The 14,121-nt window shown below is 72.9% G+C and carries 15 protein-coding genes; 2 read left to right on the top strand and 13 right to left on the bottom strand.

Annotation, left to right across the window (positions count from 1 at the left end; translation table 11 throughout):
- The first annotated feature begins 37 nt into the window (after positions 1 to 37).
- Entirely contained in the window at positions 38 to 1,252 is a 1,215-nt protein-coding gene (locus IE109_RS10845) for an APC family permease (RefSeq protein WP_189550610.1), read from the top strand.
- Positions 1,253 to 1,383: 131 nt separating this feature from the next.
- On the opposite strand, the gene IE109_RS10840 is transcribed toward IE109_RS10845, so the two are convergent.
- The 13 genes from IE109_RS10840 to IE109_RS10780 all read right to left on the bottom strand — a co-directional run bounded on the left by IE109_RS10840 (position 1,384) and on the right by IE109_RS10780 (position 13,378).
- Entirely contained in the window at positions 1,384 to 1,776 is a 393-nt protein-coding gene (locus IE109_RS10840) for a YccF domain-containing protein (RefSeq protein WP_189550609.1), read from the bottom strand.
- A complete protein-coding gene (gene htpX / locus IE109_RS10835) occupies positions 1,773 to 2,636 on the bottom strand; it encodes a zinc metalloprotease HtpX (protein ID WP_189550608.1) in 864 nt (287 codons plus the stop codon). Before htpX ends, IE109_RS10840 begins: the two co-directional genes overlap by 4 nt.
- Before the next feature lie 146 nt (positions 2,637 to 2,782).
- A complete protein-coding gene (mscL, locus tag IE109_RS10830; RefSeq protein WP_189550607.1) occupies positions 2,783 to 3,238 on the bottom strand; it encodes a large conductance mechanosensitive channel protein MscL in 456 nt (151 codons plus the stop codon).
- A gap of 38 nt (positions 3,239 to 3,276) precedes the next feature.
- Positions 3,277 to 4,809, bottom strand: a complete 1,533-nt coding sequence (locus tag IE109_RS10825) for an NADH-quinone oxidoreductase subunit N (RefSeq protein WP_189550606.1) — start codon at positions 4,807 to 4,809, stop codon at positions 3,277 to 3,279.
- Positions 4,806 to 6,359, bottom strand: coding sequence for an NADH-quinone oxidoreductase subunit M (locus tag IE109_RS10820; RefSeq protein WP_189550605.1), 1,554 nt, complete (start codon positions 6,357 to 6,359; stop codon positions 4,806 to 4,808). Before IE109_RS10820 ends, IE109_RS10825 begins: the two co-directional genes overlap by 4 nt.
- Positions 6,360 to 6,386: 27 nt before the next feature.
- Positions 6,387 to 8,426, bottom strand: coding sequence for an NADH-quinone oxidoreductase subunit 5 family protein (locus tag IE109_RS10815; protein WP_189550604.1), 2,040 nt, complete (start codon positions 8,424 to 8,426; stop codon positions 6,387 to 6,389).
- Entirely contained in the window at positions 8,423 to 8,833 is a 411-nt protein-coding gene (gene nuoK, locus IE109_RS10810; RefSeq protein WP_189550603.1) for an NADH-quinone oxidoreductase subunit NuoK, read from the bottom strand. Before nuoK ends, IE109_RS10815 begins: the two co-directional genes overlap by 4 nt.
- Positions 8,833 to 9,384, bottom strand: a complete 552-nt coding sequence (locus IE109_RS10805; RefSeq protein WP_189550602.1) for an NADH-quinone oxidoreductase subunit J family protein — start codon at positions 9,382 to 9,384, stop codon at positions 8,833 to 8,835. Before IE109_RS10805 ends, nuoK begins: the two co-directional genes overlap by 1 nt.
- A complete protein-coding gene (locus IE109_RS10800; protein ID WP_189550601.1) occupies positions 9,381 to 10,028 on the bottom strand; it encodes a NuoI/complex I 23 kDa subunit family protein in 648 nt (215 codons plus the stop codon). Before IE109_RS10800 ends, IE109_RS10805 begins: the two co-directional genes overlap by 4 nt.
- Positions 10,028 to 10,996 carry a complex I subunit 1/NuoH family protein gene (locus tag IE109_RS10795; RefSeq protein WP_189550600.1) on the bottom strand — a complete coding sequence of 323 codons (969 nt, stop codon included), beginning with the start codon at positions 10,994 to 10,996 and terminating at the stop codon, positions 10,028 to 10,030. Before IE109_RS10795 ends, IE109_RS10800 begins: the two co-directional genes overlap by 1 nt.
- Complete coding sequence (locus tag IE109_RS10790) at positions 10,993 to 12,396, bottom strand: NADH-quinone oxidoreductase subunit C (RefSeq protein WP_189550599.1); 1,404 nt, start codon at positions 12,394 to 12,396, stop codon at positions 10,993 to 10,995. The genes IE109_RS10795 and IE109_RS10790 overlap by 4 nt, the downstream gene beginning before the upstream one ends.
- Positions 12,393 to 12,977, bottom strand: coding sequence for an NADH-quinone oxidoreductase subunit B (locus IE109_RS10785; RefSeq protein ID WP_189550598.1), 585 nt, complete (start codon positions 12,975 to 12,977; stop codon positions 12,393 to 12,395). Before IE109_RS10785 ends, IE109_RS10790 begins: the two co-directional genes overlap by 4 nt.
- On the bottom strand, positions 12,968 to 13,378 hold the full coding sequence (locus IE109_RS10780) for an NADH-quinone oxidoreductase subunit A (protein ID WP_189550597.1): 411 nt from the start codon (positions 13,376 to 13,378) through the stop codon (positions 12,968 to 12,970). Before IE109_RS10780 ends, IE109_RS10785 begins: the two co-directional genes overlap by 10 nt.
- A gap of 181 nt (positions 13,379 to 13,559) precedes the next feature.
- Between IE109_RS10780 and IE109_RS10775 the strand changes: the two genes are divergently transcribed.
- A partial coding sequence (locus tag IE109_RS10775) for a sensor domain-containing protein (protein ID WP_189550596.1) occupies positions 13,560 to 14,121 on the top strand: 562 nt, incomplete at its 3' end.

Genomic DNA, 14,121 nt, shown 5'->3' with positions numbered 1-14,121 from the left:
GCGGAGGGTGGTTGCGCGGATCAGTAGGGTGCGGCGCATGACACACGAGTTGCGGCGGTCGCTGGGCGTCTTCGACGCCGTCGTCATCGGCCTGGGCTCGATGATCGGCGCCGGGATCTTCGTCGCCCTCGGCCCGGCGGCCGGGGTCGCCGGGAGCGGCCTGCTGCCGGCGCTGGCGCTGGCCGGGGCGGTGGCGTACTGCAACGCGATGGCCTCGGCACGGCTGGCCGCCCTTTACCCCGCCTCGGGCGGGACGTACGTGTACGGGCGCGAACGGCTGGGTCCCTTCTGGGGATACCTCGCCGGCTGGGGGTTCGTGGTCGGCAAGACGGCTTCCTGCGCGGCGATGGCGCTGACGGTCGGTGTGTACGTGTGGCCGGGGCAGGCGCACGCGGTGGCGGTCGCGGCGGTCGTGGCCCTGACCGCCCTGAACTACGGGGGCGTGCGGAAGTCGGCCCTGCTCACGCGCGTGATCGTGGCGGTCGTGCTGGCGGTGCTGGTCGCTGTGGTGGTCTCCTCCCTCCGGTCGGGGGCGGCGGATGCCGGGCGCCTGGCGCTCGGTGGGGACGTGTCGCCGGGTGGGGTGCTGCAGGCGGCGGGGCTGCTGTTCTTCGCGTTCGCCGGGTACGCGCGGATCGCCACGCTGGGCGAGGAGGTGCGGGATCCGGCCCGGACGATCCCTCGGGCGGTGCCGCTGGCGCTGGGGATCGCGCTGTTGGTGTACGCGGGGGTGGCGGTGTCCGTCCTCTCGGTGCTGGGCGCCCGGGAACTGGGCGGCTCGGTGGCTCCGCTGGCGGACGCGGCGCGGGCGGCCGGTGCGGACTGGCTGCTGCCGGTGGTGCGGGTGGGCGCGGCGGTGGCCGCGCTGGGTTCGCTGCTGGCGCTGGTCCTCGGGGTGTCCCGGACGACGCTGGCGATGGCGCGCGACGGTCACCTGCCCCGTACGCTCGCGGCCGTCCACCCCCGGTTCCAGGTGCCGCACCACGCGGAACTCGCGGTGGGGCTGGTCGTCGCGGTGGCGGCGGCGACGGCGGACGTGCGCGGGGCGATCGGGTTCTCGTCGTTCGGGGTGCTGGTGTACTACGCGATCGCCAACGCCTCGGCGTGGTCGCTCGGTTCGGGGCGGGTCCTCGCCGCGGGCGGGCTGGTGGGCTGCCTGGCGCTCGCGTTCGCACTGCCCCTGTCGTCGGTCCTGGCGGGGACGGCGGTGCTGGCCGCGGGCGCGGTGATGTACGCGGTGCGGCGGAGCTGACGCGCCGCACGCGTCATATTCGGGCGCGCGCCGCGGTGCCGTCGCCGGGCGCCGGCCACTCGTACTCGGTCATGCGTCCATGGTGCACCACGGCACTGACACTCACGCGGGAGCGGCATCGCGGGCTGTCCTCACCGGGCGGCGAACGGACGGTCGCTTGGCACGATCTCCTTGCCCAGCGGCAGCAGGGAGACGGGGATCAGCTTGAAGTTCGCGATGCCGAGCGGGATGCCGATGACGGTGACGCACAGGGCGATGCCCGTGACGACGTGGCCCAGCGCCAGCCACCAGCCGGCGAGGACCAGCCACAGCACGTTGCCGACGCAGGACGCGGCGCCCGCGTCACGGCGGTCCACCACGGTCTGGCCGAAGGGCCACAGGGCGTAGAGACCGATGCGGAAGGCGGCCAGCCCGAAGGGGATGCCGAGGATCGTGACGCACAGCAGCAGACCCGCGGCCATGTAGCCGAGGAACAGCCAGAAACCGCACAGGACGAGCCATATGACGTTCAGGATTGCTTTCACGGGCGACGACCTGCCATCTGTTCGAGTCGGGCGATGCGTTCCGCCATCGGCGGGTGCGTCGAGAACATCCTGGCGAACCCCTGGCCGGGCCGGAACGGGTTCGCGATCATCATGTGACTCGCGGTCTCGATCCTGGGTTCCGGTGGGAGCGGGAGCTGCTTGGTGCCGGCCTCCAGCTTGCGCAGGGCGCTGGCCAGGGCGAGCGGATCACCGGTGAGCTGCGCGCCGGAGGCGTCGGCCTCGTACTCGCGGGAGCGGCTGATGGCCAGCTGGATCACCGACGCGGCGAGCGGACCCAACAGCATGATCAACAACATGCCGAGCAGGCCGGGGCCGTCGTCGTCGTCGGAGCGGCCGACGGGGACCAGCCAGGCGAAGTTCACCAGGAACATGATCACGGAGGCGAGGGCTCCGGCGACCGACGAGATCAGGATGTCCCGGTTGTAGACGTGGCTCAACTCATGGCCGATGACGCCGCGCAGTTCGCGTTCGTCGAGGATCTGCAGGATTCCCTCGGTGCAGCACACCGCGGCGTTGCGGGGGTTGCGGCCGGTCGCGAACGCGTTGGGCGCCTGGGTGGGCGAGATGTAGAGGCGGGGCATCGGCTGGCGGGCCTGCGTGGAGAGCTCCCGGACCATCCGGTACAGCCGGGGCGCCTGGAACTCGCTCACGGGGCGGGCCCGCATGGCCCGCAGCGCGAGCTTGTCGCTGTTCCAGTACGCGTACGCGTTGGTGCCGATCGCCACGAGAAGCGCGACGACGAGGCCCGTACGGCCGAAGAAGCTGCCGATCAGGATGATGAGTGCGGACAGTCCCCCGAGGAGTACGGCGGTCTTCAGCCCGTTGTGCCGGCGGTGCACGGTACGCCCTCCAAATGGTGCGGCAGGGGAACCCTTTGCCTGGTGCTGGTCCACTGTTCAGTGGACCCTCCCGTACTGGTCAACGCCAGGCGGGCATGGCGGGTTCCCTGCGCCCCCGGGGGCGGGGGGTGGGCCGTTCGGGTGAGTCAGCGCTGGGCGGGCAGTCCGGCCTTCTCCAGCGCCTCCGGTACGGGCTCCACCTCGCTGGTGCAGTGGGCGCAGCGGCTGGCGACGGCCGGGATCGCGGAGAAGCAGCGCGGGCAGTCGCGCACCGCCGCCTTGACGTCGACGGGCTCGTCGCGCTTGAAGCGGGTCTGGATCTTCATCATCGGGACGACGACGCAGAAGTAGAGCACGGCCGCGGTGATCAGGAAGGCCAGGGCGGCGCTGATGAACAGGCCGTAGGGGAACTTGGCGTTCCGGACCGTGAAGTAGGAGTGGCTGAAGTCTCCGACGGTGCCGGTGGCGAGACCGATGAGCGGGGTGATGAAGGCGTTGCTGAAGGCGGTGACGACCGCCGTGAAGGCCGCGCCGACGGCAAGGCCGATCGCCAAGGAAATGACGTTTCCACGAAGAATGAAGTCCTTGAAACCGTTCAGCACGGCCGTGCTCCTCGATGCTGCGGGGGGGTTCGACGAGGTCAGAAGAGGGTGTCCGCGGCGAAGCGCAGGACGAGCTGGGGGTAGCCCGACAGGGCCACGCCCGCGGCGGCCGTCACGACGACGGCCACGGTGACGGCGGCGGGGACGGGCTGCTTCGCCGGGGCGGGCCGGTCCGCCGGGGCGCCCTCGGGCGCGCGGAACAGCACGGCCGTCCACTGCAGGTAGTAGTAGAGGGCGATGACCACGTTGACGCCCATGACGACGGCGAGCCAGCCCAGGCCCGCGTCGACCGCCGCCGAGAAGACGGTGACCTTGGCGAAGAGGCCGATGACACCGGGCGGCAGGCCGGCCAGGCACAGCAGGAAGAAGCCCATGGCGAGCGCGGCGCCGGGCCGGGTCGCGTACAGCCCCCGGTAGTCGGAGATCCGGTTCAGCGGGTGCGCGCGGGCGACCAGGGCGGCGACCGCGAAGGCGCCGAGGTTCACGACCGCGTACATCAGCGCGTACGCGACGGTGGCACCGATCTGGTCGTCACCGGAGTACGCCGCCGCCGCGATCGGCACCAGCAGGTAGCCCGCCTGGCCCACCGAGGACCACGCGAGCAGCCGTACCGCGCTCCACGCGCGCGTGGGGGCCTGCCGGAGCGCGCCCGCGTTGCCGACGGTCATGGTGAGCGCGGCGAGCACCGCGAGCGCCGGGCCCCACACGTCCGCGTACGTCGGGAAGGCGATGACGGTCACCAGGATGAGCCCGGTGAAGCCGACCGCCTTGCCGACGACGGAGAGGTACGCGGCGATGGGCAGCGGCGCTCCGACGTAGGTGTCGGGCACCCAGAAGTGGAACGGTACGGCGGCCGTCTTGAAGGCGAACCCGACGAGGGTGAGCGCGACGCCCGCCTTGGCGAGGGTCTCCAGGGGGGCCGGGACGTCGTCCAGGTTCTGGGCGATCTCGGTGAGGTGGAGGCTGCCGGTCGCCGCGTACACGAAGCTGACGCCGAGCAGCATCACGGCCGTGGCGGTGACGGAGGACAGGAAGAACTTCAGCGCCGCCTCGCCGGACATCCGGTCGCCGCGCTTGAGGCCGACGAGCGCGAAGGCGGGCAGCGAGGCGACCTCCAGGGCGACGACCAGCGTCGCCATGTCCCGGGAGGCGGGCAGCAGGGCCGCGCCGGCGACGGAGCAGAGCAGCAGGAACCAGAACTCCCCGGGCGGCAGCCTCTCCTCGGTCTCGTGGAGCGACAGGAGCGCCGTCAGGAGCGCCCCTCCCAGCACCAGGAACTGGATGACCAGGGTGAAGTGGTCGGCCGTGTAGCTGCACGCGTCGGCGCCGGTGGTCAGGCAGAAGGTGCTGCGGTCCCCCTTGCGCAGCGGTACGAGCGCGACGATCGCGGCGACGAGGCCGGCGATCGCGCCCCAGCCGAGGAGCTGCTTGCGCGCCGCCGGTACGAAGAGGTCGGCGACGAGCACGGCCAGCGCGACCACGGCGGCGATGGCCGGCGGCGCGACGGCGGCCCAGTCGACGGACTGGACCAGGTTGGCCGCGCCTGCGGCGCTCGTGGCGGCGAGGGTCACGACTTGCCTCCTGCGAGGAGCTTCTGCACGGCCGGGTCGGTCAGGCCGAGGAGGACCGCGGGCCAGAGGCCGGCGACGACGGTGAGGACGGCCAGCGGCGACCAGGCGGCGAACTCGTACCGCTGGATGTCCGGAAGCGGCGGCCGGCCGGCGTCCGGCCGGGCTCCCATGCAGACGCGCCGCACGACGACCAGGAGGTACGCGGCGGTGAGCAGCGTGCCGAACGCGCCCACGGCCATGAACGTGAGGAAGGCGGGGCGGCTGAGACCCTCGGCCGGCCGGAACGCGCCGAACAGCGCGAGCATCTCGCCCCAGAACCCGGCGAGGCCGGGCAGTCCCAGGGAGGCCACGGCGGCGAAGGCGAGGAGCCCGCCGAGGCGGGGCGCGCGCCCGTAGAGCGCGGCACCGGTGGCTCCGGCCAGGGTGTCGAGGTCGGCGGTGCCGTAGCGGTCCTTGATGGCGCCGACCAGGAAGAACAGCAGTCCGGTGATGAGGCCGTGGGCGACGTTGGCGAAGAGCGCGCCGTTGACGCCGGTGGGTGTCATGGTCGCGATGCCCAGGAGGACGAAGCCCATGTGGCCCACGGAGGAGTACGCGATCAGGCGCTTGAGGTCGCCCCTGGCGCCGGTGCGGGCGAGGGCGAGGCAGGCGAGCGATCCGTAGACGATGCCGGCGGCCGCGAACGCGGCCAGGTAGGGCGCGAGGACGTGCATGCCGTCGGGGGCGATCGGCAGGACGATCCGGACGAATCCGTACGTACCCATCTTGAGCAGGACGCCGGCGAGGAGGACGGAGCCCACGGTCGGGGCGGCGGTGTGGGCGTCCGGCAGCCAGCTGTGCAGCGGCCACATCGGGGTCTTCACCGCCAGGCCGACGCCGATCGCGAGAACCGCGATGACCTGCACGGACGTGGTGATGTCGCGGCCGTTGTCAGTGGCGAGTGCCACCATGTCGAAGGTGCCGGCCTTCAGCCCGACGAGGAGCAGGCCGAGCAGCATGACGACCGAGCCGAGCAGCGTGTAGAGGATGAACCGCCAGGCGGCAGCCCGGCGGCCCTCACCGCCCCAGCGGGCGACGAGGAAGTACATCGGGATGAGCACCATCTCGAAGGCCAGGAAGAACAGCAGCAGGTCGAGGACGGCGAAGGTCGCCAGGGTGCCGGACTCGAGGACGAGCAGCAGGGCGACGAATGCCTTCGGGGAGGGCCCCGCGGGCATCTTGAAGTAGCTGTACAGCGCGCACAGGAAGGTCAGCAGCGCGGTCAGGACCAGGAGGGGGAGGGAGATGCCGTCGACACCGAGGTGGATCCGCACGTCGAGTGCCGGGATCCAGCTGATGTCCGTCGTGGCCTGCATCCTGGCCGGCCGGCCGTGGTCGAAGCCGATGGCGAGGACGATCGCCGCGGCGAGGATCGCGCCGGTGACGGTCACGCCATGGCGGAGCACGGCCTGGTCGGGGGACTTCCCCCTCAGCCCGGGCGGGGCGGGCAGGAGGGCTGCCGCGGCGCCGGCGAGCGGCCCGGCGACGAGGAACACGAGAAGGAACTGCATCACGGATTCGCTGATATCGAGCACGGCTCACGCTCCGGCGGCTACGAGGACGGCGGCGATCGCCAGGACGACGGAGCCGGCGAGCAGGGCGCTGAGGTAGGTCTGCACGTTGCCGGTCTGGGCGCGCCGGACGGCCCGGCCCAGCAGCTCGGTGCCGCTGCCCGCTCCTCGGACGTACGTCTCGACGACCTCGCGGTCGAGGAAGCCGACCAGTGAGGCGGCCGCCCTGACGGGGCGCACGAAGAGGGCGGAGTAGACGGCGTCGAGGTGGAAGCCGGCGGCGGCGTGGCGGTGCAGCGGGCCGAGCAGCAGCCGGGCGGGGTCTGCGGGGTCGGGCGCCGTCGACGGCTCGGCCAAGCCGATCGGCGAGGGGTGGCGGTCGGGCGACGGGCCGGCGTCGCCGTAGGCGTGCGTGTGCGTGGCGATCGCCGCGGCCTCGGAGACGGCGGGGTCGGCCTGGGGGTGGGCGGCGACCGCCCCCATCGGGTGCCGGGGGGCCATCGCGATGGTGTGCCGCCAGGTGGCGTAGGTGACCAGCCCGCCGACGAGGGCGATGCCCGTGCCCAGCACGGCGGTGGTGACGGTCGGGGTCAGGGCGTGGCCGTCGAACCAGTCCCCGAGCACGCCCACGGCCAGGCCGAAGGCGAGGGAGGGGACGGCGAGCACCCACAGCACGGCGTTCATGACAAGCGGCTGCCTGCCGTGCTCGGGGGCCTCGGTGCCCCGGCCGCGGAAGGCCAGCAGCCACAGACGGGTCGCGTACGCGGCGGTGAGGAGGGCGGTGAGGAGACCGGACACCAGGACGATCCAGCCCGCCCCGGCGGGGGCGACGGTCCGGTCGCCCAGCGCGGTGTGCTCGGCGGCCACGAGGACGGCTTCCTTGGAGAAGAAGCCGGCGAAGGGCGGGATCGCGGCCAGGGCGAGCAGGGCGACCGTCATCGTCCAGTAGGCGTCGGGGATCCGGGCGGCCAGCCCTCGCATCCGGGACATGGTGGCCAGCGAGTTCGTCCCGGCGGCGTGGATGATCACGCCGGCGGCGAGGAACAGCAGCGCCTTGAAGGCGCCGTGCGACAGGAGGTGGAAGACGGCCGCGCCCCGGTCGCCCACGGCCAGGGCGCCGGACATGTAGCCCAGCTGGCCGATGGTCGAGTAGGCGAGGACCCGCTTGATGTCGTCCTGAGCGAGGGCGGCGAGCCCGGAGCCGACCATCGTGACCGCGGCCATCACGGCGAGCACGGTCATGGCGGCGGCGGAGGCGGCGAAGACGGGAAGGAGCCGGGCCACGAAGTACACACCGGCGGCGACCATCGTCGCGGCGTGGATCAGCGCGGAGACGGGCGTCGGGCCGGCCATGGCGTCCGGGAGCCAGGTGTGCAGCGGGAACTGCGCGGACTTCCCGGCGACACCCGCGAGCAGCAGCAGCGCCACCAGGGTGGGGTGATCGATGCCGCCGGTGGCGACGGCGCCCAGGACGCCGGTGATCCTGAACGTGCCGGCGTCGGCGGCCAGCGCGAACAGACCGATCAGGAAGGGGACGTCGCCGAGCTTGGTGACGAGGAATGCCTTGAGGGAGGCGGCCCGCGCCTCGGGCGTCTCCCAGTAGTGGCCGACCAGGAAGTACGAGCAGATGCCCATGATCTCCCAGCCCACCAGCAGCACCATCAGGTCGCCGGAGTAGACGACGAGCAGCATCGCGGAGGTGAACAGGGAGACGAGCGCGGCGTACGAGGTGTAGCGGGGATCGTCGCGGAGGTAGCCCGTGGAGTACAGCTGCACGCAGGAGGCGACGACGCCCACCAGGACGGCGGTCAGGACGGCGAAGCCGTCCAGGTGCAGGGCGAGGTCGATCGGCACGGAGCCGGTCGGGGTGAGCTGGGTCGCCGCGTCGATCGCCTTGCCGCCGCCCTGCCGTACGGCGACGAGCACGGCGAGGACGAGCGCGGCGAGCGTCGGGAGCACGGCCAGCGGACGCACGAACCCGGGGGCGGTGCGGCCGAGCAGCAGCCCGGCGAGGGCGCCGAGGAACGGCAGGAGGGGGACGAGGACGGCGAGGGTCGTGGTGGTCACGCGGCGGCCTCCGCCTTCTCGTCGGGGCCCGCCGTCGCGCCGGAGCCCGCGGTCCGGCCCGCGCCGGGCGTCCCGTCGTGGCCGGCGGTCTCGGCGTCGTGGGTCTCGGCGTTGTCGCGGAGCTTGTCGATGTCCGAGGTGCCGCGGTTGCGGTGCACCATCAGGACGATCGCCAGGCCGATGCCGATCTCGGCGGCGGCGATGGCGATGGTGAAGAGGGTCAGCGCCTGGCCCGCGTGCAGGGCGTCGCGCAGCCACACGTCGAAGGCGACGAGGTTGAGGTTGACGGCGTTGAGCATCAGCTCGACGGACATCAGGACCAGGATCGCGTTGCGGCGGGCGAGCACTCCGTACAGGCCGGTGCAGAACAGCAGGACGGCGAGGACCGCCGGATAGGCGAGGTGCATCAGTTGCCGCCCTCCCGCTCGCGGTCCCTGCGGGAGAGGACGATCGCGCCGACGAGCGCGGCCAGAAGGAGGACGGAGAGCGCCTCGAAGGGCAGCACCCAGTGCCGGAAGAGGATGGCGCCCGACACCTTGGTGGAGCCCTGCGCGGGCCCGTCGAGGTCGATCCAGGTGGCGCGGAAGGCGTCGATCACCACCCAGATGAGGGCGGCAGCGGCGGCGACGGCCACCGCGAGGGCGGCGGGACGGTTGCCCGAGTCGGCGTCGGGGGAGCGGCCGATGGGTGCCCTGGTGAGCATGAGGCCGAAGAGGAGGAGGACGACGACCGAACCGACGTAGATCAGCACCTGGACCCAGGCGATGAACTCCGCGGTGAGGAGGAGGTACTCGACGGCGAGTCCGCCGAGCGCCACGACCAGCCACAGGGCGGCGTGCACCAGTTGCTTCGTCGTGACGGTGATGACGGCGGCGCCGAGGGTGACGATCCCGACGAGGAGGAAGGCGATCTCCACGCCGGTGGGCGACAGGAAGCCGTGACCGGCGGCGAGCGTCACGCGGTCCCTCCCTCGGCCGGAGGCTGCTGGCCGGGCCCGCCGGTGCCGGGCGCGGAGGGCGTCACGTCGCCGGTCCCGGTGGCCCGGGCGGCTTCGGCGGCCGGATCGGCCTGGGCGGCTTCGGCGGCGGCGAGCTTCTCGGCCGTCTTGCGGGCGGCCGCGAGCTCCTTGGGCTCCTCGGCGCCGGGGTCGAGCGCGGGCGGTTCGGGAACCGTCCACATCCACTCCCGGAGCTTGTCCCGCTCATGGGTCAGCTCGTGGATGTCGGTCTCCGCGTACTCGAACTCCGGCGACCAGAACAGCGCGTCGAAAGGACAGACCTCGATGCAGATACCGCAGTACATGCAGAGCGCGAAGTCGATGGCGAACCGGTCGAGGACGTTGCGGCTGCGCTCGCGACCGCCGGGAGCGGTGGCGGGGAGCGTCTCCTTGTGGGAGTCGATGTAGATGCACCAGTCGGGGCACTCACGGGCGCAGAGCATGCAGACCGTGCAGTTCTCCTCGAACAGGCCGATGACGCCGCGGGTGCGCGGCGGCAGGTCCGGCTGGACGTCGGGGTACTGCGCGGTGTGGCTCTTCCTGGTCATCGTGCGGAGGGTGACGGCCAGGCCCTTGGCGAGGCCGGATCCGGGAATCGGAGCCATTACTGGATCACCACCTTGACGACGCCGGTGAGGGCGATCTGAGCGAGGGCGAGCGGGACCAGCGTGGTCCAGGCGAGCTTCTGCAGCTGGTCCTCGCGCAGCCGCGGGTAGCTCACGCGCAGCCAGATCACGACGAAGGCGAGGACGGCGGTCTTGAGCAGGGTCCACACCCAGCCGAGGCCCTCGGCCCCGAACGGGCCGTGCCAGCCGCCGAGGAACAGGACGGTGGTCAGGCCGCACAGGACGACGATGCCGGCGTACTCGGCGAGCAGGAACAGGGCGAACCGCAGACCGGTGTACTCGGTGTACGCGCCGAAGATGATCTCGGAGTCGGCGACCGGCATGTCGAACGGCGGGCGCTGGAGCTCGGCGAGCCCGGCGACGAAGAAGACGAGCGCCCCGGTGATCTGCCAGGGCAGCCACCACCACTCGAAGGCGTCGACGATGCCGGGCAGCGACACCGTGCCCGCCGCCATGGCGACGGACGCGGCGGCCAGCAGCATGGGCAGCTCGTAGGCGAGGAGCTGGGCGGCGGTGCGCAGGCCGCCGAGGAGCGAGAACTTGTTGGCGGACGCCCAGCCCGCCATGAGCGAGCCGAGGACGCCGACGCCCATGACGGCGAGCACGAAGAAGATGCCCGCGTCGACGACCTCCCCGACGGCCCCCTCGCCCGGCCCGACCGGGATGGCGACCAGGACGAGGAGGTACGGGAGGAGGGCGATGGCGGGGGCGAGCTGGAAGACGCGCCGGTCGGCGTTGGCCGGGACCACATCCTCCTTCTGCGCGAACTTCACCCCGTCGGCGACGAGCTGTGCCCAGCCGTGGAAGCCACCGGCGTACATGGGGCCGAGGCGGCCCTGCATATGGGCCATGACCTTGTGCTCGGTCTGTCCGATCACCAGGGGCAGGACCAGGAACACGGCGAAGACGACGAGCAGCCGGAGGGCGACGTCGAGTACGTCGTTCACGCGTCTCCCTCGGTGTTCGTGGGCCGGGTCGTTCTCGGGGATGTTCCTCCCGGCCCGGCGCCGTCGTCGGTGGCGGGGCGCCCGGCGTCCCGGCCCGGTGCCGGCGCGGCGTGGGGGTCGGGGGCGGGCGCGGCTTCGGGGTCGGGGGCCGGTGCGGCGTCCCGGTCCGGTGCCGGCGCGGCTTCGGGGTCGGGGGCCGGTGCGGCGTCCCGGTCCGGTGCCGGCGCGGCTTCGGGGTCGGGGGCCGGTGCGGCGTCCCGGTCCGGTGCCGGCGCGGCTTCGGGGTCGGGGGCGGGCCCGGTGCCGGAGTCGGGCGTGGGCGTGGGCGTGGGCGTGGGCGTGGGGTCCGCTTCCGGCGCCGGGGGCGGCTCGGGTGCGGGCGCCGCGGGTGCCGGAGCGGTCGCCGCGGGCGCGTCCGGCGCCGGGGCGTCCCGGCCGGGCGCGGGGGCGTCCTCGAAGGCGGGGCGCGGGTTGTTCCACGGGGCGTCCGCGCTGCGGGTCCGGGGCGGCGGCGTGGGGGACGCCGTCGGCTCCGCCCCGTGCCCGGTGCGCGGACCGGCATCCGCGCCCGCGCTCGCCGAGCGCGTACGGCGGGGGGCGGCGGACTGGCTCGCGGAGCCGTCCGAGGCGCTGCGCGCGCGGCGCGGCGGGGCAGCCGCGGGCGCGGGCGCGGGGGTTTCCGGCGCGGTGGCTTCCGGTGCGGCCGTCTCGGGGGCCTGGCTCGCCGATCCCTCGCCCGCCGTGCGGGTACGCCGGGCCGGGCGGTCGCCGGCGGCCCGCGCACCACGGGCGGGACGGGCCGGGGCGGGCGGAAGCTGGCCCTTCAGGGGGCCCCAGTCGTTCGGGTCGGGGACGCCCGGCGGCAGCATCTGGCGCCGCTTGGGGCCGCCGTGCCCGGCACCCGCCGCGGACTCGCCCGGCTCCTTGGCGCCCGGCCACGCCTTGGCCACTCGGGCGGCCAGCACGAAGTCCTTGCGCAGCGGGTGACCCTCGAAGCCCTCCGGCAGCAGCAGCGGCACCAGGTGCGGGTGGTCGGTGAACGTGACGCCGAACATCTCGTACGTCTCGCGCTCGTGCCAGCCCGCGCCCGCGTAGACGCCCACGGCGCTCGGCAGGACGGGGGCGTCGTGCGGGACGGTCGTCCGCAACAGGAGCCGCCGCACCCGGCCGCCCTCCAGGGCGACCACGTGGGCGCAGACCGAGAAGCCGATGGCGGGCTCGTCTACCGCGCTCAGCCAGTCGAAGTACGTGCAGTGCAGCTCGTCCCGGGCGGTCTCCAGCGCGGAGATCCAGGACGCGGCGGGGACGTCGACCGTCAGCAGGTCGTACGCGCTCTCCGCCGTCGCCCCGTCGCCGAAGATCTCGGCGGCGGCGTCCGGGAGGCGGTCGTAGGCGTTCACGCCGTACCTCCCGGCGGGGGCACCAGGCCGCTGCGCAGCTGGCCGACGGAGGAGGGGCGTCCGTGGCCGTACCGCTCGCCGAGCGACTCGCGGGCGATCTTCTCCTGGAGCTTGAGGATGCCCTGGAGGAGCGCCTCCGGCCGGGGCGGGCAGCCGGGTACGTACACGTCGACCGGGATGATCTGGTCGACGCCCTTGGTGACGGAGTACGAGTCCCAGTACGGACCGCCGCAGTTGGAGCAGGCGCCGAACGAGATGACGTACTTGGGCTCGGGCATCTGCTCGTACAGCCGCCTCACCGCGGGCGCCATCTTGTCGGTGACCGTGCCCGACACGACCATGAGGTCGGCCTGGCGCGGGCCGGGGGCGAAGGGGATCACGCCGAGCCGGATGAAGTCGTGCCGCGCCATGGACGCGGCGATGAACTCGATCGCGCAGCAGGCGAGCCCGAAGTTGAAGACCCACAGGCTGTAGCGGCGGCCCCAGTTCAGGACCACCTTCATCGGCTCCGGCGCGAGGCGCGCGAGGGCTCCCAGCCTCTTCGGCTCGGGAAGGTCGACAGGGGTCTGGGTCACGTCCATGTCAGGACGCCCTTCTTGTACGCGTAGAGCAGTCCCACGGCCAGGAAGCCGAGGAAGATGAACATCTCGACCAGCGTCGTGGCGCCGTAACCGGGTGCGGCGAACACGGTCGCCCACGGGAAGAGGAAGATCGAGTCCACCGCGAAGATGACGTACAGAAAAGCGTAGACGTAGTAGCGGACCTGTGTGTGGGCCCAGCCCTCGCCCACCGGGTCGACGCCGCACTCGTACGTCAGCAGCTTCTCCGGCGTCGGCACGACGGGCCGCAGCAGCCGCCCCGCCCCGAAGGCGACCGCGACGAACAGCACGCCGATGAGGGCGAGCAGGCCGACGACCGAATAGCTCTGGAAGTAGTCGACGGCGAGTACGGCCGGTACGGCCCGTACGGTCGGTTCCGGCACGTCCGTCTCCCTCGCTCCCTGCCCTCGCGGCGGTCCTTATGCGATCTGTACGCACGGGAGTCTAGGCCCTGGCCTCACGCCGGTAATCAGCCGTGCCGCACTTCAGGTGGGGTTATCCCTACTTCCCGTCCCCCCACGGACCCCATGGCGTGCGCGGGCCCCGCCCGGCAGGCTGGTCGGCATGACCGCACGCATCGCATTCGACCGGCATGTCCGGAAGGAAGTCGCCCACCTTCTGGCCAACCTTCCGCTGGCCCTCCTCGGCTTCGTCTACGTGGTGCTCATGGTCGCCGTCGGTGCGGGTTTGTCGGTGACCGTCGTCGGACTCCCGCTGCTGGCGGCCGGTCTCGTGGGAGCGCGCCGGCTGGGGCGGGTGGAGCGGGCGAGGGCGAGGGCGCTGCTCGGCATACGCGTCGAGGAGCCCAGCCCGCTGCCGCACCGGCCCGGCGGCGGCTTCTTCCCCTGGCTGTGGACGGTCCTGAAGGACTCGGTGGCGTGGCGGACGGTGCTGTACGGGTTCGTCCGGCTGCCCTGGGGTGTGCTGACGTTCGTCGTGACCCTGGTGGCGCTGGTCGTCCTGTGGCCGGTGCTGCCCTACGTCGCGCGGATGCTGGGCAACGCCGACCGGGCGATGGTGCGGGGTCTGCTGTCGCCGTCCGACGGACTGGAGCGGCGGATCGCGGAGCTGGAGTCGGACCGGGGTGTGGTCGTCGACACCGCCGCCGCCGACCTGCGCCGCATCG

The sequence above is a fragment of the Streptomyces lavendofoliae genome (genome assembly GCF_014649735.1).
GTDB classification, from domain to species: domain Bacteria; phylum Actinomycetota; class Actinomycetes; order Streptomycetales; family Streptomycetaceae; genus Streptomyces; species Streptomyces lavendofoliae.
The sequence above is the reverse complement of the archived record's forward strand: the minus strand, read 5'-3'. Positions and strand labels throughout refer to the sequence as shown.

Bases quoted from the DNA above. Each gene is read 5' to 3' on its own strand.
- IE109_RS10845 (WP_189550610.1), top strand. From the start codon at position 38: ATGACACACGAGTTGCGGCGGTCGCTGGGCGTCTTCGACGCCGTCGTC.
- IE109_RS10820 (WP_189550605.1), bottom strand. From the start codon at position 6,359: ATGCAGTTCCTTCTCGTGTTCCTCGTCGCCGGGCCGCTCGCCGGCGCC.
- nuoK (WP_189550603.1), bottom strand. From the start codon at position 8,833: ATGCACCTCGCCTATCCGGCGGTCCTCGCCGTCCTGCTGTTCTGCACC.
- IE109_RS10800 (WP_189550601.1), bottom strand. From the start codon at position 10,028: ATGGCTCCGATTCCCGGATCCGGCCTCGCCAAGGGCCTGGCCGTCACC.
- IE109_RS10785 (WP_189550598.1), bottom strand. From the start codon at position 12,977: ATGGACGTGACCCAGACCCCTGTCGACCTTCCCGAGCCGAAGAGGCTG.